Genomic DNA, 19,278 nt, shown 5'->3' with positions numbered 1-19,278 from the left:
TCACTGCAGCTCCTAGGCCAGTGGTATTCCTGTAGGCGCGGGCTTGCCCGCGAAAGGGCCGGTACAGGCACAAGCTGACCACTCAGTCCTGGATGACTGCGACAGCCTCTCCGGTGTAGCCTTGGCCCACACCCGCTTTCGTTGTGACTGACAGGAGCTTCCCATGCAGCATTACGTAACGCCCGACCTCTGCGACGCCTACCCAGACCTGGTCCAGGTGCTCGAACCCATGTTCAGCAACTTCGGCGGCCGCGATTCGTTCGGCGGCCAAATCGTCACCCTCAAATGCTTCGAAGACAACTCGCTGGTCAAGGAGCAGGTCGAACTCGACGGCAAGGGCAAGGTGCTGGTGGTCGACGGCGGCGGTTCGCTGCGCTGTGCGCTGCTGGGCGACATGCTGGCCGAGAAAGCTGCCAAAAATGGCTGGGAAGGCCTGGTGATCTACGGCTGCGTACGCGACGTGGACATCCTGATCCAGACCGACGTCGGCGTGCAGGCCCTGGCCAGCCACCCGAAAAAGAGCAACAAGCGCGGCATCGGCGAGCTCGACGTGCCGGTGACCTTCGCCGGCGTGACCTTCCGCTCGGGTGAATACGTATATGCCGACAACAATGGCGTGCTGGTTTCGCCAAGCCCGCTGAAAATGCCGGAGTGATGCGCCGCACGCGCTGATGGAGCTTTGATGTTCGAGGAAGACAACGCGCAGTGGGGGCTGGTGCATGCCCTGGTGCTCGATGGCAAAGGCGGCGCGCGCTCGATTGCCCGTACCGAACTGGACGACCTGCAACTGCACCCCCAGGAAAGCCTCTGGCTGCACTGGGACCGCAGCCACCCGCAAACCCGTACCTGGCTGCTGCGCGACAGCGGCCTGAGCGAGTTTGCCTGCGATTTGCTGCTGGAAGAAAACACCCGGCCGCGCTTGCTGCCGCTGGTGGATGAACAGTTGTTGCTGTTTTTGCGCGGGGTCAACCTCAATCCGGGCGCCGAACCTGAAGACATGGTTTCGGTACGCATTTTCGCCGAGGCGCAGCGGGTCATCTCGCTGCGCCTGCGGCCGCTGCGGGCCAGCGACGAGATTCTGCAGTTGCTCAGCGAGGGCAGGGGGCCGAAGTCGGCTTCCGAGTTGTTGCTGTTGATGGGAGAACTGCTGACCGAAAAGGTCCAGGGCCTGGTCAGCGACCTGTCCGAACTGGTCGATCTCGAAGAAGAAAAGGTCGAATCCGACGAACGGTACACTCCAGAGCAGGGCAGCCTGCAGCAGATCCGCCGTCGGGCCGCTGGCCTGCGGCGTTTTCTGGCGCCGCAGCGTGAAATCTACGCCCAGCTGTCACGCAGCAAGTGGAGCTGGTTCGCCGATGCCGATGCTGACTACTGGAACGAGTTGAACAACAGCCTGATCCGCTACCTCGAAGAGCTCGAGCTGACCCGCGAGCGGGCCGCGCTGGTGCTTGAGAGCGAGGACCGGCGCCGCAGCGAGCGGATGAACCGGACCATGTACCGCTTCGGCATCATCACCTGTATTTTCCTGCCCATGAGCTTCGTCACCGGGCTGCTCGGCATCAACGTCGGCGGTATTCCGGGGTCGAACAGCCCATATGGCTTCCTGTTCGCCAGCCTGCTGGTGCTGGGCTTGGCGGTGGGGCAGTGGTGGCTGTTCCGACGCTTGCGGTGGGTGTGAATGGCTATTGACCTGTACTGGCCTCTTCGCGGGCAAGCCCACTCCCACAGGTTTCGCACAGATTTATCTTGCAGTGCGGTCACTGTGGGAGCGGGCTTGCCCGCGAAGAATCCAACGCTCGTTCATTTTGAAACATTCGTCCCAAGGCGATGTGTGACCCATCGCTGTGCCATCTCGTCTCTTGCTGATACTGCGCGAGGTGCCCATGCACGATCCGTTTGAAGAATCCCTGCGCGACCTGCTCAAGGCGTCACCGTCCGGCCAGGACCGAGATGACGCCGCCTGCTTGGGTCGTGTGCTGAAAACCGCCAACCGCCAGGTCGGTGCGGGTGATCTGTTCAGCCTGCTTGGCCGTTGGAGCCAGGCGCTGCTGATTGCCGTCAACAATGGCTCGGCGCATGTTGCGCCCGTGCGTAGAAACTCTACCCGCAACGCTGCCAGCGGCAGCAAAGCAGATAAGGCCGATTGAATATGGAACTGGATCTCTGGACCCAAAGCCTGGTCACTGCCATGACGGCCCTTTGGACCAAGGTGGCGAACTTCATCCCTAACCTGTTCGGCGCGCTGGTGGTGGTGCTGCTCGGTTTCGTGGTGGCCAAGCTGCTTGATGCGCTGCTCTCCAAATTGCTCGCCAAGCTTGGCCTGGACCGCCTGATGGCCGGTACCGGGCTAACCAAGATGTTGAGCCGGGGTGGCATCCAGGTGCCGATATCGACCCTGATCGGCAAGATCGTCTACTGGTTCGTGTTGCTGATCTTCCTCGTCTCGGCCGCTGAATCGCTGGGCCTTGAGCGGGTGTCGGCGACCCTCGACATGCTCGCCCTGTACCTGCCTAAAGTGTTCGGCGCGGCGCTGGTGCTGCTGGCCGGCGTGCTGCTGGCGCAGGTGGCTAATGGCCTGGTTCGCGGTGCAGCCGAAGGCATTGGCCTTGAGTATTCCGCTGGCATTGGGCGTATCACCCAAGGCCTGGTGATCATCATCAGCATCTCGGTGGCCATCAGCCAGCTCGAGGTCAAGACCGACCTGCTGAACCATGTGATCGTCATCGGGCTGATTACCGTTGGTCTGGCCGTTGCCTTGGCCATGGGCCTCGGTAGCCGCGAAATCGCTGGGCAAATTCTGGCCGGCATCTACGTGCGCGAGCTGTACCAAGTCGGCCAGCAGGTGCGGATTGGAGAGGTCGAAGGGCATATCGAGGAAATCGGCACGGTGAAGACGACGCTGTTGACCGATGATGGCGAACTGGTGTCGCTGTCTAACCGCGTGTTGCTTGAGCAGCGTGTCAATAGCCGCTAACCGCACAAAAGCTGTTAATGTATGCCGCCGCGAAATCGACCCCACGGGGTCGAGCGGCGACATTGACCTGACTGTCGGCCAGATCCGTTTTGAATAAAGTTCATTCGCCGCCCATGCGTTATGACCCCCGCGAGCTCACCGACGAAGAGTTGGTGGCGCGTTCGCATGAGGAGCTGTACCACGTTACCCGCGCCTATGAGGAGCTCATGCGGCGCTACCAGCGGACCCTGTTCAACGTCTGTGCACGTTATTTGGGGAACGACCGGGATGCCGACGATGTCTGTCAGGAAGTGATGCTGAAAGTGCTATACGGGCTGAAAAACTTCGAAGGTAAATCGAAGTTCAAGACCTGGCTCTACAGCATCACCTACAACGAGTGCATTACCCAGTACCGCAAGGAGCGACGCAAACGTCGGTTGATGGATGCCTTGAGTCTGGACCCTATTGAAGAGGCGTCCGAAGACAAGGCACCCAAACCCGAAGAAAAAGGCGGGCTGGACAAATGGCTCGTGCATGTGAACCCGATCGATCGGGAAATCCTGGTGCTGCGATTTGTCGCGGAGCTGGAATTTCAGGAAATCGCGGATATCATGCACATGGGCCTGAGCGCGACGAAAATGCGTTACAAGCGCGCGCTAGACAAGCTTCGAGAGAAATTTCACGGGCTGGATGAAACTTAAGCGCGTGCAATAATCTCTAACGAATCGGCGAGTTCTGCTAGACTAGCCGTCGAGTTGTCCCCCTTGTTGTTGGTGGGACTGCTTAACTATCACCAGATGGGGATTTAACGGATGAAATTGAAAAACACCTTGGGCTTGGCCATTGGCTCGCTCGTAGCCGCTACTTCGTTCGGCGTTCTGGCTCAAGGCCAAGGCGCAGTCGAAATCGAAGGTAACGTTACCAAGCAGTACTACGACAGCGAGCGTAACTTCAAGAACGACGGCACCAATCCTGGTGTTCGCCTCGGTTACTTCCTGACCGACGACGTCTCCCTGGACCTGGGCTACAACGAGACTCACAACGCTCGTGGTGAAGTCTTCAACAAAGACATCAAAGGTTCCAAAGCCAAGCTCGACGCTACCTACCACTTCGGTACCGTAGGCGATGCTCTGCGTCCGTACGTTTCTGCTGGTTTCGCTCACGAGAGCCTGGGCCAAGCTACCCGTAGCGGCCGCGACCACTCCACCTTCGCCAACGTTGGCGCTGGCGCCAAGTGGTACATCACCGACATGTTCTTCGCCCGTGCTGGCGTTGAAGCCATGTACAACATCGACAACGGCAACACCGAGTGGGGCCCATCCGTTGGTGTTGGTCTGAACTTCGGTGGCAGCGGTGGCAAAGTTGCTCCAGCTCCGGCTCCAGTAGCTGAAGTCTGCTCCGACAGCGACAATGACGGCGTGTGCGACAACGTCGACAAGTGCCCAGACACCCCGGCCAACGTTACCGTTGACGCCGACGGCTGCCCGGCTGTTGCCGAAGTCGTTCGTGTTGAGCTGGACGTCAAGTTCGACTTCGACAAGTCGGTCGTCAAGCCAAACAGCTACGGCGACATCAAGAACCTGGCTGACTTCATGAAGCAGTACCCACAAACCACCACCGTGGTTGAAGGTCACACTGACTCCGTAGGTCCAGACGCTTACAACCAGAAGCTGTCCGAGCGTCGTGCCAACGCTGTTAAGCAAGTCCTGACCCAGCAGTACGGCGTAGAATCGAGCCGTGTTGACTCGGTTGGCTACGGTGAGACCCGTCCGGTTGCTGACAACGCCACCGAAGAAGGTCGCGCTGTTAACCGTCGCGTTGAAGCGCAAGTAGAAGCCCAAGCCAAGTAATTGGTTCGATGCTTCATGAAAAACCCGGCCTCGGCCGGGTTTTTCTTTGCCTGCGATTTAATGGGTGCTGGCTTGCCAGCGAAGAGGCCAGCACAAGCAACACGCCGCTAGCCAGCGGCTGACCATTCCATCAGCTGTGCCTGAGCAACCCCAACCACCTCGCCAATCACCAGAATTGCCGGGCTGCAGAGCCCGAATGCCCGCGCATCGTCAACCATCCCCTGCACATCACTGCGGCACTCACGCTGCTGCGGCAATGACGCATTCTCGATCATCGCCACCGGCATATGGGGCGCCATGCCACCTTGCAGCAGCCCTTGGCGAATTTGCTCCAGCCGCGCAACACCCATGTACACCACCAGCGTCGTACCACCCAGCGCCAGCGCCGCCCAGTTCAGTTCGCTGTCATCCTGGGTATGTGCGGTTACCAGCGTCACGCCGCGGCTCACCCCGCGAGACGTCAGTGATATGCCGCATTGCGTCGCCCCCGCCAAGCCTGCCGTGATGCCGTTGACCAGCTCGACCTCGATGCCATGGCCTTGCAGCCAGGCGGCTTCTTCGCCACCCCGGCCGAAGATGCACGGGTCGCCGCCCTTGAGGCGTACCACGCATCGCCCCTGGCGCGCATGGCGCAACATCAGGCGCTGGATGAAGGCCTGCGGCGTGGAGCGGCAGCCACCGCGCTTGCCTACGGCAATCACCCGTGCCTGCGGGCAATGCTCCAGCACGGCGGGGTTCACCAGGTCGTCGATCATCACCACCTGGGCGTGCTGCAGTGCACGCACGGCCTTGAGGGTCAGCAGTTCGGGGTCACCAGGGCCAGCACCGACCAGCCAGACTTTTGCATTCATCAACGTTTCCTCATCGGCAAGGCGGCTCAGCCTTTGAGCAGGGTGAGCAGCAGTATCAGGTTACACAGCAGGGACAGCAGGGCCAGGGTGCGCCAGACTTTCAGCGGTTCGCGCTCCAGCAGCGGCCGGGGGCGATTGGGCGCATCCTGGCGGTCGCCGCGTTCGAGCAGCAGCAACCAGTGTTCAGCGGTTTCAAAGCGGTGCGCCGGATCGGCCGCCACCGCTTGCAGCAGGTTGTGCTGCAACCATTCCGGCAGGTCAGGGCGATAGCGCGAGGCATTGACCGGCTGGCCGAAGCGTGGCCGCTGGAACGGCTCCACTTCGCCATAGGGGTAGTGCCCGGTCAGCAGGTGGTAGAGCGTCACGCCGGCGGCATAGAGGTCTTGCCGCGGGCTGGGGGGCTGGCCTTCGAAGGCTTCCGGGGCGATGAAGGAGGGCGTGCCGGGCAGCTCGTGCTGCGGGTCTTCGGACAGACCAGGGCAGTAGGCCAAACCGAAGTCCAGCAGGCGCAGTTGGCCATCGGCGCCCAGGTGCAGGTTTTCTGGCTTGATGTCGCGGTGCAGCAAGTTGCGCCGATGCAGCACGCCGACGGCTTGCAGCAGTTGACGGGCCATTTCCAGCCACTGCGCCAGCGGCAGCGGCCCGTGCTCGTTGAGCAGCGCCGAAAGGCTTTGGCCGGGGTATTCGCGCATCACGTAGTACAGGTGCTGGCGCTGGCTGGCGACGTGCAGTTCAGGGAAGTGCCGCCCGGCCACCCGGCGCAGGAACCACTCTTCCATCAGCAGCCCTTGCGCCGCCCCGGGCTCCTGCTCGCGGGCAGCGGGCAGGGTCTTGAGCAGCCATGCGTGGCCGTGGCCGTCGCGTGCCCGGTACAGCAGGGATTGGCGGCTGTGCGAGAGCAGCGTCTCGATCTGCCAGCCATCGATCACTTGGCCTTCGCGAAGGGGGCCGGGCACAGGCCACTGCTGCAGCTGTGCCAAGGTATCGCCCAGGTTGGTCGGCCCCAGTTGTTCAACCTGCACCAACAAGGCGCTGGCGTTGTCCTGGCTGCCATTGAGGTGGGCGCTGGCAACCAGAGTGTCGGCCGCCTGTTGCAGGTCGGGCTGCTCGCGCAAGACCGACTGGATGTGCTGGTCACCCAGGCTGGCCCAGACCCCATCGCTCAAGAGCACGAAGCACTCGCCTGCCTGCAGTTCGCCTTCCAGGTAATCGACCAACAGGTGCTGGTCCAGCCCTAGTGCGCGTTTGAGCACATGCTGCATGCCCGGTTGATCCCACACGTGGTCTTCGCTCAGGCACTGCAGGCGGCCGTGGTGCCAGCGGTAGACGCGGCAGTCGCCGACATGCGCCAGGGTAAAGCGCCGACCGCGCAGCACCAGTGCGCTGAGTGTGGTCAACAGCGGCTGGCCGCTGCCCTGGGCGCGCAGCCAGCGGTTCTGCGCCAGCAGCAGGCGGTCCAGCGCCTGTGCCACGCTCCAGGTGGCGGGCGTGGCGTAGTAGTCCAAGGCCAGCGCCTGCAGGCTGGCCCGTGCGGCCAGGCCGCCATCGGCGCATTGGCTGACACCGTCGGCGAGGGCGAACAGGTAGCCCTTGCTGGCGGCCAGCTCCGGCGCCGGGGTGACCAGGCGCAGGGCATCCTGGTTTTCCGCGCGGGGGCCGGTGGCGCTGGCGTGGGCAAAGCTCAGTTGCAGGCTCATGGGGGCGCCTCAGACCCGCGCCGCGGTCACGGCAGCCGAGCCCCAAGTGGTGCGCCAGCGCTGCTTGACGCCATGCAGGCCGAACCAGGCCAGCAAGCCGAGGCTGGCGAACAGCCACAGCCCCAATTGATAGTCGCCGGTGTGTTGCTTGATGGTGCCAAGGCCCGCGGCCAGCAGGAAGCCGCCGATGCCACCGGCCATGCCGATCAGCCCGGTCATTACCCCGATTTCCTGGCGGAAACGTTGTGGCACCAACTGGAACACGGCGCCATTGCCAGCGCCCAGGCCGAGCATGGCGCTGACGAACAGCGCCAGCGCCGCCGCCGCGCTGGGCAAGTTGAAGCCTACGGCCGCGATGCAGATGGCGGCCACGCTGTACATGCCCAACAGGGTGCGAATGCCGCCAAAGCGATCGGCCAGAGCGCCGCCGAGCGGGCGCATCAGGCTACCGGCAAACACGCAGGCGGCTGTGTAGTAGCCGGCGGTAACCGGGCTCAGGCCATACTGGTCGCTGAAGTAGCCGGGCAGGGCACTGGCCAGGCCGATGAAGCCGCCGAAGGTAACGCTGTAGAAGAACATGAACCACCAGCTGTCGCGGTCACCGAGGGCCTTGAGGTAGTCGGCCATGGCTTTGCGCTTGGGCCGCTCGGGCGCGTTGCGTGCCAGCAGCGCGAACACCACCAGGGTCAGCGACAGCGGGATCAGGGCGAAGCCGAACACGTTGTTCCAGCCAAAGCCTGCAGCCAAGGCGGGAGCCAGCAACGCGGCGAACACCGTGCCGGAGTTGCCGGCCCCGGCGATGCCCATGGCCTTGCCTTGGTGCTGCGGCGGGTACCACTGCGAGGCCAGCGGTAGCGAAACCGCGAACGAGGCGCCGGCAAAGCCGAGGAACACCCCTAGCAGCAAGGCCTGCTCATAACTGTGCACGCCCAGGTACCACGCGCCAGCCAGGGCGATGATGACGATCACCTGGCCGATCAGGCCGGCGGTCTTGGGCGAGAGGCGGTCAACCAGCAGCCCCATCGCAAAGCGCAATATTGCGCCGGCCAGGATCGGCGTAGCCACCATCAGGCCCCGTTGCTGTGCACTCAACTGCAGGTCGGCAGCGATTTGCACCGCCAGTGGGCCGAGCAGGTACCAGACCATGAAGCTCAGGTCGAAATACAGGAACGCGGCGAACAGCGTGGGCACATGCCCGGATTTCCAGAAGCTGGTACTCATTGAACACCTCACTCGGCAAAGCAACGGAACGAAAAAGACGCCGCTACCCGGTCCACGGCTGTGGAAGGGTGAGCGACGTCTTTGTCGGGATTTAAGTGGGGCAACCGCCGTTGGCTACCGGTGATGTTTGTTCAGCAAGAGATGGGCCAAGAATTGGCTGGGACTGTCTTTAGATTTTTGGCGCCTGTCAGATCGAGCGCCGCCCGCGCGGCGCATCGCGAGCTTTGCTCGCTCCTACGTTTGTTTTTGGCCAGTAACACCTGCTATGGACGCACGCGACCCCTCGTTTTTACGACGCGATATCGCGTAATGCGCCAAGGCGTTTGCGCGCAAATGGCGCAGGAATAATTGGCCCGAAACAAACGTAGGAGCGAGCAAAGCTCGCGATGCGCCGCGCGGGCGGCGCTCGATCTGACAGGCCCCAAAAATCTCATGTCGAGCACATCAACCCAGCATCTCGTGCATGGCGATGATCTGCTCGGCCACCTGGATCAGCTTCTGCTGGCGGCTCATGGCCTGGCGGCGCATCAGGGTGTAGGCCTGCTCTTCGTTGCAGTCTTTCATCTTCATCAGCAGGCCCTTGGCCTGTTCGATCCGCTTGCGTTCGGCCAGTTGCTGGTCACGCGCCAGCAACTGCGCCCTGAGGGCCTGGTCGCTCTCGAAGCGGGCCATGGCCACATCCAGAATCGGCTGCAAACGCGCAGCATGGATGCCCTCGACGATATAGGCGCTGACCCCCGCCTGGATCGCCTGGCGCATCACGCCGGGGTCGTGCTCGTCGGTAAACAGCACGATAGGCCGCGGTCGGTCGCGGCTGACCAGTACCACGTGTTCCATCACGTCGCGGTCCGGTGAGTCGGTATCGATCAACACGACGTCCGGATGCACCGTTTCGACGCAGGCGGGCAAATCGATGGTCAGGCCAGGGGCTTCGATCACGTCGAAACCGGCCTCGCTCAAGGCGGCCTTGAGCCGGCCCAGTTTGTTTTGAGTGTCGTCAATCAGCAGGATACGCAGCATGTTCATCCCCCTCACAGGCCAACGCGGGCTTCGGGTGTGTCGCCCAAGGCGTTCAGGCTGAAGCTGCGGGCGTAGCCGTAGGGGTCGCTGCCGTCCCAGCGGGTACCGTCGATCAGCAGGCTGCTTCGCATCGGTTGCTCAAGGCACGCTATGCCTAGGGCGTCTGCCGCTTCGTGGTAAAGCGCCAGTTGCTGAACCTGGCTGGCCACGCCGAGGTAGTCGGGGTCGTCTCGCAGTAACCCCCAGCGGCGGAACTGGGTCATGAACCACATGCCGTCGGACAAATACGGCAGGTTGGCCCGGCCCTGGTCGAACAGGCGCAAAGCGTGGGGGTCTTGCCACTGGTTGCCCAGCCCGTCTTGGTAGTCACCCAGCAGGCGGGGCTCGATAGTGCTCGTCGGCGTGTCCAGGTAAGCACTGCCGCTGAGCAACTGCGCGGCGCTGCGGCGGTTCTCGGGGCTTTGCTCGATGAAGCGGCTGGCTGCGAGGATCGCCTTGATCAGGGCGCGGGCGCTGTTGGGGTACTGCTCGGCGAAGGCGCGGGCGCAAGCGAGCACCTTTTCCGGGTGGTCTGGCCAGATCGACTGGCTGGTTGCCAGGGTAAAGCCCTGGCCCTTGGCGACGGCATCCGCCGCCCAAGGTTCGCCTGCACAAAACCCGTCGATGCGGCCAGCCTGGATATGCGCGGCCATCTGCGCGGGCGGCACCACCACGCTGTCGACATCGCGCAGCGGGTGGATGCCCTGGCTCGCCAGCCAGTAGTACAACCACATGGCGTGGGTGCCGGTGGGGAAGGTCTGGGCAAAGGTCAGGCGTGCGCCCTGCTGGTGCACCAGGCGCGCCAATGCCTCAGGGCTGGTCACGCCTTTGCGTTGCAAAGCCGGGGACAGGTTGATGGCCTGGGCATTCTGGTTCAGCCCCATGAGTACAGCCATGTCGCTGGCGGGCACACCGCCAATGCCCAGGTGCACGGCATAGGCCAGGCCATACAGGCAGTGCGCGGCATCCAGTTCGCCGCTGACCAGTTTGTCGCGCAGCCCCGCCCAAGAGCCCTGGCGCTTGAGGTTGAGGGTCAGGCCGTTTTGCTGGGCAAAGCCCTGGGTGGCGGCGACCACCACCGAGGCGCAGTCGGTCAGGGCCATGAAGCCAATGTTCAGGCTGGTTTTTTCCGGTGCGTCGCTGCCGTTGACCCAGGCCAGGGGCGTTGCTCGGGGTGCTGTGTTCACAAGGATCCTCGCCCGTACTGAAAAGGCAGTGTGTGGTGAGCGAAGCAACGCATGTGCCAAGCGGCCCGAGGATTTACTGTCATGCCAGCCGTGCGCTGGCTATAATCGCCCCCTCATTCACCCCGAGCCTTGCCCGCCCATGTATACCCTGGCCCGCCAGCTGCTGTTCAAGCTTTCCCCGGAAACCTCCCACGACCTGTCCCTGGACCTGATCGGTGCCGGTGGCCGTCTCGGCCTCAATGGCATGCTGTGCAAACAGCCGGCGGCGTTGCCGGTGTCGGTCATGGGCTTGAACTTTGCCAACCCGGTGGGCCTCGCCGCTGGCCTGGACAAGAACGGCGCGGCAATCGACGGCTTCGCCCAACTGGGCTTCGGCTTCGTCGAGATCGGTACCGTCACACCGCGCCCGCAACCCGGCAACCCGAAGCCGCGGATCTTCCGTCTGCCAGAGGCAACGGCGATCATCAACCGCATGGGCTTCAACAACCTGGGCGTCGATCACCTGCTCGAACGCGTGCGGGCATCGCGCTACAACGGCGTACTGGGCATCAACATCGGCAAGAACTTCGACACTCCGGTCGAGCGGGCGGTCGATGACTACCTGATCTGCCTGGACAAGGTCTACACCGAAGCCACCTACATCACCGTCAATGTCAGCTCGCCGAACACACCGGGCCTGCGCAGCCTGCAGTTTGGTGACTCGCTGAAGCAGTTGCTCGATGCCTTGGCCGAGCGCCGTGAGCAGTTGGCAGTCACGCACGGCAAGCGCGTGCCCTTGGCGATCAAGATTGCCCCCGACATGAGCGACGAAGAAACCGCACTGGTGGCTGCTGCGCTGATGGAGTCGGGCATGGACGCGGTGATCGCCACCAACACCACCCTGAGCCGCGAAGGCGTCGAGCACTTGCCTTATGGCGGCGAAGCCGGTGGTTTGTCGGGTGCGCCGGTGCTTGAGAAGAGCACCCACACGGTGAAGGTGTTGGCCGGTGAGCTGGGCGGCAAGCTGCCGATCATTGCGGCGGGTGGCATTACCGAGGGGCGTCACGCCGCCGAGAAAATCGCTGCGGGTGCCAGCCTGGTACAGATTTACTCGGGCTTCATTTATAAGGGGCCGGCGCTGATTCGCGAATCGGTCGATGCGATTGCCGCTCTGCCTCGCGCATAAATCGCGGGCATAAAAAGGGCCCCATCAAGGGGCCCCTGGGCCGAAGCCCGCCGCCCGGATGGGGCGCGCATGGTGACTCGAATTCAGTGTCCTCGTTCAGCCAAAGGCGTGATTTTCGGAGAGCCTGTGGATGCCAGCGATGCCTGTTTCACCGGCGCACCTCGCATCGAAACCTTCTCGCCAGCCATTGTTCCAGTTGAATTGTTTTTCACCCTCGTAGGGGCAAAGCTCCTTGGATTTACCGGCGATCCCGTACAGGAAACCACGTTTATATGCTCTTTCCAACGGATCACGCTTAAGTCTTCTCATAGGGTGCTGCCCTCACTTGTTGACTGTAATGTCCCGTCGGCCTCTCCGAGGCCGGGCAGAATCGTTCTGCCGGTATGCGCTCGCTGCCGGCGTGGCGAGCGGAAGGTGCCGCCTCGTTGCGAAGCGGCCTGAGACCAGTTCTAACGAATGCGCGTCACAGTGTGAATGATCGATTTGTCATAAGGACGTAACGTTTCTAAGGGTGAAGGGATAAGTAAATAAATGCGACTCAACCTTATTTGTCGCTGAGCCCGCAATGATCGGGGTTTGCCGATCATTGACGTCATTTCGCCAGCGTCGCTGCGCGATGACAGAATTATTTTGAAATGCGACGAAGGGTCACATCGGCCCGTGGATCGCTCGAATTTTTAATACTGCCTGATGATCTAAGCTGTCTTTGCCCCTGGCGAAGTGCTGGTCGGTCAGGCGGCCCGGTCGTTGCGCTGCGCAATTGCGCGCAGGCAATGGCCACTCGGATGCCTGCTGGAAGGGTGTTCGGGCAAACATCGCGGGGCGATGCGTCGCCTCGTCAGTCAAATAGCCCAAGGCTCTGGAATACTCATGTCGGACCGTTTCGAAATTTACCTCACCTGCCCCAAAGGCCTGGAAGGCCTGCTCGCTGAAGAGGCCAAGGGCCTCGGCCTCGATGAAGTGCGTGAGCACACCTCGGCCATTCGCGGCGCCGCCGACATGGAAACCGCCTACCGCCTGTGCCTGTGGTCGCGCCTGGCGAACCGGGTGTTGCTGGTTCTCAAGCGCTTCAACATGAAGAACGCCGACGACCTCTACGACGGGGTCAACGCGGTTGACTGGGCAGACCACCTGGCGGCCGACGGCACCCTTGCGGTGGAATTCAGTGGCCATGGCTCGGGCATCGACAACACCCACTTCGGTGCGCTCAAGGTCAAGGACGCCATCGTCGACAAGCTGCGCAACCGCGAAGGCCTGCGCCCATCGGTGGAAAAGATCGACCCCGATGTGCGCGTGCACCTGCGCCTGGACCGTGGCGAGGCGATTCTCTCGCTCGACCTGTCTGGCCACAGCCTGCATCAGCGCGGCTATCGCCTGCAGCAAGGCGCCGCGCCGCTCAAGGAAAACCTCGCGGCAGCGGTGCTGATCCGCGCCGGCTGGCCACGCATCGCTGCCGAAGGCGGCGCCCTGGCCGACCCGATGTGCGGTGTGGGTACCTTCCTGGTCGAAGCCGCCATGATCGCCGCCGACATCGCCCCTAACCTCAAGCGCGAATGCTGGGGCTTCAGCGCCTGGCTTGGCCATGTGCCGGCACTGTGGCGCAAGGTTCACGACGAGGCGCAAGCGCGTGCGCAGGCCGGTTTGGCCAAGCCACCGCTGTGGATCCGTGGCTACGAGGCCGACCCGCGGCTGATCCAGCCCGGGCGCAACAACGTCGAGCGTGCGGGCCTGAGCGACTGGGTCAAGATCTACCAGGGCGAGGTCAGCACCTTCGAGCCGCGGCCTGACCAGAACCAGAAAGGCCTGGTGATCAGCAACCCGCCATACGGCGAGCGTCTGGGTGACGAAGCCAGCCTGTTGTACCTCTACCAGAACCTTGGCGAGCGTCTGCGCCAAGCGTGCATGGGCTGGGAAGCCGCGGTGTTCACCGGGGCGCCGGAGCTGGGCAAGCGCATGGGCATTCGCAGCCACAAGCAATACGCCTTCTGGAACGGTGCATTGCCGTGCAAGCTGCTGTTGTTCAAGGTGCAGCCTGACCAGTTTGTGACTGGCGAGCGCCGTGACGCCCAAGCTGAACCCGCCGATGCCCGTCGTCAGGAGCCGCAGGCCAGTGAACCGGCGCGTTTGTCGGAAGGCGCGCAGATGTTCGCCAACCGCCTGCAGAAGAACCTCAAGCAACTGGGCAAGTGGGCCCGTCGCGAGCAGGTCGACTGCTACCGCCTGTACGATGCCGACATGCCCGAGTACGCCCTGGCAGTCGACCTTTACCACGACTGGGTGCACGTGCAGGAGTACGCCGCGCCACGCTCGATCGACCCGGAAAAGGCCCAGGCGCGCCTGCTCGATGCACTGGCGGCGATCCCGCAGGCGTTGGGTATTTCCCCTCAGCGCGTGGTGCTCAAACGCCGTGAGCGGCAGAGCGGCACCCGCCAGTACGAGCGCCAAGCCACCGAAGGGCGCTTCCAGGAAGTCAACGAAGGCGGCGTCAAGCTGCTGGTCAACCTCACCGACTACCTCGACACCGGCTTGTTCCTCGACCATCGCCCGATGCGCATGCGCATCCAGCGCGAGGCCGCCGGCAAGCACTTCCTCAACCTGTTCTGCTACACCGCCACGGCCACTGTGCATGCGGCCAAGGGCGGTGCTCGCAGCACCACCAGCGTCGACCTGTCGAAAACCTACCTGGACTGGGCGCGGCGCAACCTTGCGCTCAACGGCTTCTCTGAGCGTAACCGCCTGGAGCAGGGCGATGTGATGGCCTGGCTGGAAGCCAACCGTGACAGCTATGACTTGATCTTCATCGACCCGCCGACCTTCTCCAACTCCAAGCGTATGGAAGGGGTGTTCGACGTTCAGCGTGACCATGTGCAGCTGCTCGACCTGGCGATGGCGCGCCTGGCGCCGGGTGGCGTGCTGTATTTCTCCAACAACTTCCGCAAGTTCCAGCTCGATGAGCACCTGATGGCGCGCTACGCGGTGGAGGAAATCAGCGCCCAGACCCTGGACCCGGACTTCGCCCGCAACAACCGCATTCATCGGGCGTGGCGCCTGCAATTGCGTTGAGGCGACGAGGTACATTGCGCAGCTAGTGGCCAATAGCTATAACTGATGCCAGGGCAAGATAATCCGCAGGACGCTGACGTGACGAGATGGGTGTATGTCCAAGTTTGGCGTGCGTGCGAGGTTGCTTGGCCTGTGCACCGAAGGCGTGTCCGCGTGGGCGGTGGCGCTGGTGGCATTGGTGGCCGGCTGCCTGTTGTCGGCCATCCTGGCCCTTGCCGCGCAGGCGTTCTACAAGCAGCAGTTGCGCCAGCGCTTCGAGTTGCTGGCCAGCGAGCGCTTCAGCCGCATCGCTGAGCGCTTTGACGATCAGCAGCAGCGCCTGGACGGGCTGCGGCGGTTTTTCAGCTTCTCCAACGAGGTTACCCCCCGCGAATTCGAGGGCTACGCACGGCCCTTGTTGCGCCGCACCCTGGCTTACGCTTGGGCGCCGCGGGTCGAGGCCGCGCAGCGCGCCGAATTCGAGCACAGCACCGCTACCTGGTTGGGCCAGAACTATGTGATCCGCGATCAGGATGCACAGGGCGCTTGGCAACCGGCGCCCCTGCGTGATCACTACTTTCCTGTGCGCTTCACCCAGTCGACAGACGCGCCTGCGCTTCCTTACGGGCTTGACCTGGCTGGCAAAGGTGCGCCGCAGGCCACCCTGGCGCGTGCGTTGGAACCTGGCAGCATGGCGGTGTCGGAGCCTCTGGCCATATCGGAGACTGGCGCTGTTCGGCCGGCAGCGGATGCACGCGGCCTGTTGATGGTGGCACCGGTGTTCTCCGACGCCGCCCCCCAAGGCGCGGCGGTGGGCTATGTGATGGCGTTGCTCAACCTGCGCGATCTCATCAGCGATGGCCTGCCGGCGGCGGCCGATGACAACCTGGTCGTGCGTATCGAAGACCCGTCCGGGCTGAAAGGACCTGAAGTGGTGTTCGACTCACGAAATGAGGCCGCGCCCCTGGCCCTGGCCAGCAGCCAGTTGTTGTACTTGGCCGATCACCCTTTCCAGTTGCTCATTCGGCCGAGCCAGGCTTTTCTGAAGGCCAATCACTCTTCGGCTGCACTGACCGTCGGCCTGTTGGGTGGGCTGTTGAGCGTGCTGCTCAGTGCCTTGCTCTACAACCTGTTCAGCCAGCGCCAGCGCGCCTTGACCCTGGTCGAGCAGCGCACGGCCGAACTGCGGGTCAGCGAGCAGTCCTTGCGCGGCACCCACAACCAGTTGCGCAGCGTGCTTGATGCAGCGACCCAGGTGGCGATCATCGCCACCAACCTCAAGGGGGTGGTCAGCACCTTCAATGCCGGTGCCGAGCGCATGCTCGGCTATTCGGCCAACGAGGCGATCGGCCATTTGCGCCTCGAGGACCTGGTGTTGCCCGACGAACTCAGCCAGCGCGCCCACGCCTTGAGCTTGCGCTACGGGCGCCACATTGCCGGCGGCCAGGCCATGTTTGCCGAAACGGTGCAGGAAAGGGGTGAAGAGCCTGGCGAGTGGACCTTGGTACGCACCGATGGCAGTCACCTTGTGGCCAACATGCTGGTCACCGCCATGCTCGATGAACAAGGGTTGTGGGTTGGCTACCTGGCCATCTGCATCGACGTCACCGAGCGGCGCCGGGTGCACGAGGCGCTGGCCGCGCGTGACCGGCTGCTGGAAAAACTCAGTGCCGAAGTGCCGGGCGGCATCTACCAGTACCGCCTGGATGCCAATGGCCATTCCTGCTTCCCGTATGCCAGCAAAGGCCTCTACGACATTTATGAGGTCGACCTGCAGCAGTTGCGTGAGGATGCCACGGTGGTGTTCGAGCGCATTCATCCCGATGACCTGGAGCGCGTGCGCCGTTCGGTGGGCTATTCCGCCGCCCACCTTACGCCGTGGCGCGAAGAATACCGGGTGTGCCTGCCGCAGGCGGGGTTGCGCTGGGTGCGTGGCGAGGCGACCCCGGAGGTGGGTGAGGCGGGATGTACCTTGTGGCATGGCTACCTGACCGACATCTCCGACCTCAAGGGGGTGGAGGAGGAGTTGCGTGCCCTGTCGGTGACCGATTCACTGACCGGTATCCATAACCGGCGCTATTTCCAGGAGCGGCTCAAGGCCGAGCTGGACCGCGCCCAGCGCGATGGCCTGGCGCTGGCGGTGATCATGCTCGATATCGATCACTTCAAGCGCATCAACGACCAGTTCGGCCATGCGGTGGGCGACCTGGTGCTGCGCAGCCTGTGCCAGCGCATCGGCCATCGCCTGCGGCGAACCGACGTGTTCTGCCGGTTGGGAGGGGAAGAGTTCATGGTGCTGTGCCCAGGCAGCGATGCCGAGCAGGCGCGGTTGCTGGCGCTTGAGCTGTGGCAAAGCGTGCGCAACGTCCCGATCGAGGGCGTGGGCGAGGTCACGGCGAGCTTTGGTGTGGCGGGCTGGCGGCCAGGGGAGGGGGCTGACGCGTTGCTGTTGCGGGCGGATGCCGGGGTGTATGCGGCCAAGCAGGCAGGACGGGACCGGGTCGAAGCGGAGTTGACCTGAGCGTCGTGTAGGAGCGGCCTTGCGTCGCGAAAGGGCCGCAACGCGGCCCCCGCACTTAATGTGTTAAGAGTGGGATCAAGGGGGCCGCTGCGCAGCCCTTTCGCGACCCAAGGCCGCTCCTACCCTCAGTTGGCCGCAGCGCTCGCACCCAGCTTCGGCTGGCGATACAGGTCCAATAGCACCTGGTCCAGCACCTGCGATGCCCCCCACGGTTTCGGGTCGTTCAAAATCGCCGCCACTGCCCAGGTATGCCCATTGCTATCACGGCTGAATCCCGCGATGGCGCGCACGGTGTTCAACGTGCCGGTCTTGATATGGCCTTCACCGGTCATTGCCGTACGTTTCAGGCGCTTGCGCATGGTGCCGTCCATGCCCACCAGCGGCATCGAACTGATGAACTCGGCGGAGTAGGGGCTCTTCCAAGCGGCCTGGAGCAGCGCCGCCATCTCGCGGGTGCTGACCCGCTCGGCGCGCGACAGGCCAGAGCCGTTTTCCATCACCAGGTGTGGCGCGGTGATGCCCTTTTTCGCCAACCACTGACGCACTACACGTTGCGCCGCGCGGGCGTCATCGCCATCGGCATCGGTACGGAACTGCGCGCCCAGGCTGAGGAACAGCTGCTGGGCCATGGTGTTGTTGCTGTATTTGTTGATGTCGCGGATCACTTCCACCAGATCAGGCGAGAAGGCCCGTGCCAGCAGGCGTGCGCTCTTCGGGACGTTCTCGACGCGGTCGCTGCCCTGAATGCTGCCACCCAGCTCGTTCCAGATCGCCCGCACGGCACCGGCGGCGTAGGCCGGGTGATCGAGCAGCGACAGATAGGTCTGCGAGTTGCAGCCATCACCCAGCTGGCCGCTGACCACCACGCTGACACCATCGGCCTGTTGCACAGGGTTGTAGCGCACGTCACCGGTGCACTGCTTGGACGCCACGGCTTTGACCTGGTTGTCGATGCGGATGTTGGCAATCGGCGGTTCGACCGCGATCGTCACCTTGCCACCATCGTTGCGGGCAACGAAGCGCAGTGCCTTGAGGTTGACCAGCAGTGAGTCGGGTTTGACCAGGAAGGGCTTGTTGACGTCACCGCCGTCATCGTTGAACTGCGGCAGGTTAGGCTGCACGAAGTGGCTACGGTCCAGCACCAGGTCACCGGTGATGGTGCGCACGCCGTTGGCGCGCAGGTCACGCATCAGCAGCCAAAGTTTTTCCATGTTCAGCTTCGGGTCGCCGCCACCTTTGAGGTACAGGTTGCCGTTGAGCACACCGTTGCTCAGGGTGCCGTCGGTGTAGAACTCGGTCTTCCACTGGAAGGTCGGCCCGAGCAGTTCCAGAGCCGCGTAGGTGGTGACCAGTTTCATGGTCGAGGCCGGGTTCACCGACACATCGGCATTGAACACCGTCGCCGTGCCAGGCCCATCCAGCGGCAGCATCACCAGCGACAGCGCGGTGTCCTGCAATTTGTTGGCTTTCAGCGCCTGCTGCACCTTGGGCGGCAGGCTGGTATTGACGGCGGCGGCCTGGCTAGGCAAGGCGAAGGGCAGCAGCAGGCCGGCTAGAACGAGGGGACGGAGCGTTTTGATCATATTCAGTAAATACCCTGCGGCGAGGGAAAAGGACATTGGGGCTGTAAGAGATGATGGCCCCAGAACGTAATAGAACGCGCATTATGCCCCAAGCGTAGCCACGATGGGCCACGTTCGACGGAAAACGCCACCCACAAAAAAGGCCACCG

Annotated in this window: 16 protein-coding genes; 9 read left to right on the top strand and 7 right to left on the bottom strand. The window is 63.1% G+C overall.

Features of this window, described 5'->3' with window-relative positions; genetic code table 11:
- Window positions 1-163 precede the first annotated feature (163 nt).
- From rraA to HU764_RS18065, 6 genes are all read left to right on the top strand, one after another.
- Complete coding sequence (gene rraA, locus HU764_RS18090) at window positions 164-655, top strand: ribonuclease E activity regulator RraA (protein ID WP_027596675.1); 492 nt, start codon at window positions 164-166, stop codon at window positions 653-655.
- Between the two features lie 27 nt (window positions 656-682).
- Window positions 683-1,678, top strand: a complete 996-nt coding sequence (locus HU764_RS18085) for a zinc transporter ZntB (protein ID WP_027596674.1) — start codon at window positions 683-685, stop codon at window positions 1,676-1,678.
- Between the two features lie 205 nt (window positions 1,679-1,883).
- Window positions 1,884-2,147, top strand: a complete 264-nt coding sequence (locus HU764_RS18080) for a hypothetical protein (RefSeq protein WP_027596673.1) — start codon at window positions 1,884-1,886, stop codon at window positions 2,145-2,147.
- Window positions 2,148-2,149: 2 nt separating this feature from the next.
- Complete coding sequence (locus HU764_RS18075; RefSeq protein ID WP_027596672.1) at window positions 2,150-2,974, top strand: mechanosensitive ion channel family protein; 825 nt, start codon at window positions 2,150-2,152, stop codon at window positions 2,972-2,974.
- A gap of 113 nt (window positions 2,975-3,087) precedes the next feature.
- A complete protein-coding gene (gene sigX, locus HU764_RS18070; RefSeq protein WP_033694384.1) occupies window positions 3,088-3,654 on the top strand; it encodes an RNA polymerase sigma factor SigX in 567 nt (188 codons plus the stop codon).
- Window positions 3,655-3,765: 111 nt separating this feature from the next.
- On the top strand, window positions 3,766-4,803 hold the full coding sequence (locus tag HU764_RS18065) for an OmpA family protein (RefSeq protein ID WP_027596670.1): 1,038 nt from the start codon (window positions 3,766-3,768) through the stop codon (window positions 4,801-4,803).
- Window positions 4,804-4,910: 107 nt separating this feature from the next.
- On the opposite strand, the gene cobA is transcribed toward HU764_RS18065, so the two are convergent.
- The 5 genes from cobA to HU764_RS18040 form a co-directional block, all read right to left on the bottom strand.
- A complete protein-coding gene (cobA, locus tag HU764_RS18060) occupies window positions 4,911-5,654 on the bottom strand; it encodes a uroporphyrinogen-III C-methyltransferase (RefSeq protein ID WP_186704084.1) in 744 nt (247 codons plus the stop codon).
- Between the two features lie 26 nt (window positions 5,655-5,680).
- Complete coding sequence (locus tag HU764_RS18055) at window positions 5,681-7,351, bottom strand: bifunctional protein-serine/threonine kinase/phosphatase (protein WP_186704085.1); 1,671 nt, start codon at window positions 7,349-7,351, stop codon at window positions 5,681-5,683.
- A 9-nt stretch (window positions 7,352-7,360) separates the two neighbouring features.
- Window positions 7,361-8,572, bottom strand: coding sequence for a nitrate/nitrite transporter (locus HU764_RS18050; protein ID WP_186704086.1), 1,212 nt, complete (start codon window positions 8,570-8,572; stop codon window positions 7,361-7,363).
- A gap of 444 nt (window positions 8,573-9,016) precedes the next feature.
- Window positions 9,017-9,592 (bottom strand): ANTAR domain-containing response regulator, encoded by a 576-nt coding sequence (locus HU764_RS18045; protein WP_027596666.1) that lies wholly within the window; start codon window positions 9,590-9,592, stop codon window positions 9,017-9,019.
- Window positions 9,593-9,603: 11 nt separating this feature from the next.
- Window positions 9,604-10,818, bottom strand: coding sequence for an ABC transporter substrate-binding protein (locus HU764_RS18040; protein WP_186704087.1), 1,215 nt, complete (start codon window positions 10,816-10,818; stop codon window positions 9,604-9,606).
- Window positions 10,819-10,957: 139 nt separating this feature from the next.
- Here HU764_RS18040 and HU764_RS18035 point away from each other — a divergent pair, with 139 nt between their 5' ends.
- A complete protein-coding gene (locus tag HU764_RS18035) occupies window positions 10,958-11,983 on the top strand; it encodes a quinone-dependent dihydroorotate dehydrogenase (RefSeq protein WP_027596664.1) in 1,026 nt (341 codons plus the stop codon).
- Window positions 11,984-12,079: 96 nt separating this feature from the next.
- Here the strand turns inward: HU764_RS18035 and rmf are convergent, their stop codons facing one another.
- Window positions 12,080-12,292, bottom strand: a complete 213-nt coding sequence (rmf, locus tag HU764_RS18030; RefSeq protein WP_186682375.1) for a ribosome modulation factor — start codon at window positions 12,290-12,292, stop codon at window positions 12,080-12,082.
- A 561-nt stretch (window positions 12,293-12,853) separates the two neighbouring features.
- Here rmf and rlmKL point away from each other — a divergent pair.
- Both rlmKL and HU764_RS18020 read left to right on the top strand, forming a co-directional pair.
- Window positions 12,854-15,046, top strand: coding sequence for a bifunctional 23S rRNA (guanine(2069)-N(7))-methyltransferase RlmK/23S rRNA (guanine(2445)-N(2))-methyltransferase RlmL (gene rlmKL / locus HU764_RS18025; protein WP_186704088.1), 2,193 nt, complete (start codon window positions 12,854-12,856; stop codon window positions 15,044-15,046).
- 94 nt (window positions 15,047-15,140) lie between these two features.
- Entirely contained in the window at window positions 15,141-17,546 is a 2,406-nt protein-coding gene (locus tag HU764_RS18020) for a sensor domain-containing diguanylate cyclase (protein WP_186682371.1), read from the top strand.
- A 125-nt stretch (window positions 17,547-17,671) separates the two neighbouring features.
- Here the strand turns inward: HU764_RS18020 and dacB are convergent, their stop codons facing one another.
- Window positions 17,672-19,129, bottom strand: coding sequence for a D-alanyl-D-alanine carboxypeptidase/D-alanyl-D-alanine endopeptidase (gene dacB / locus HU764_RS18015; protein ID WP_186682369.1), 1,458 nt, complete (start codon window positions 19,127-19,129; stop codon window positions 17,672-17,674).
- Window positions 19,130-19,278 lie beyond the last annotated feature (149 nt).

Source organism: Pseudomonas kermanshahensis, assembly GCF_014269205.2.
In the GTDB taxonomy this organism is placed as follows: domain Bacteria; phylum Pseudomonadota; class Gammaproteobacteria; order Pseudomonadales; family Pseudomonadaceae; genus Aquipseudomonas; species Aquipseudomonas kermanshahensis.
Note: the sequence above shows the minus strand (reverse complement) of the source record. Positions and strands in the feature narration are given on the sequence as shown.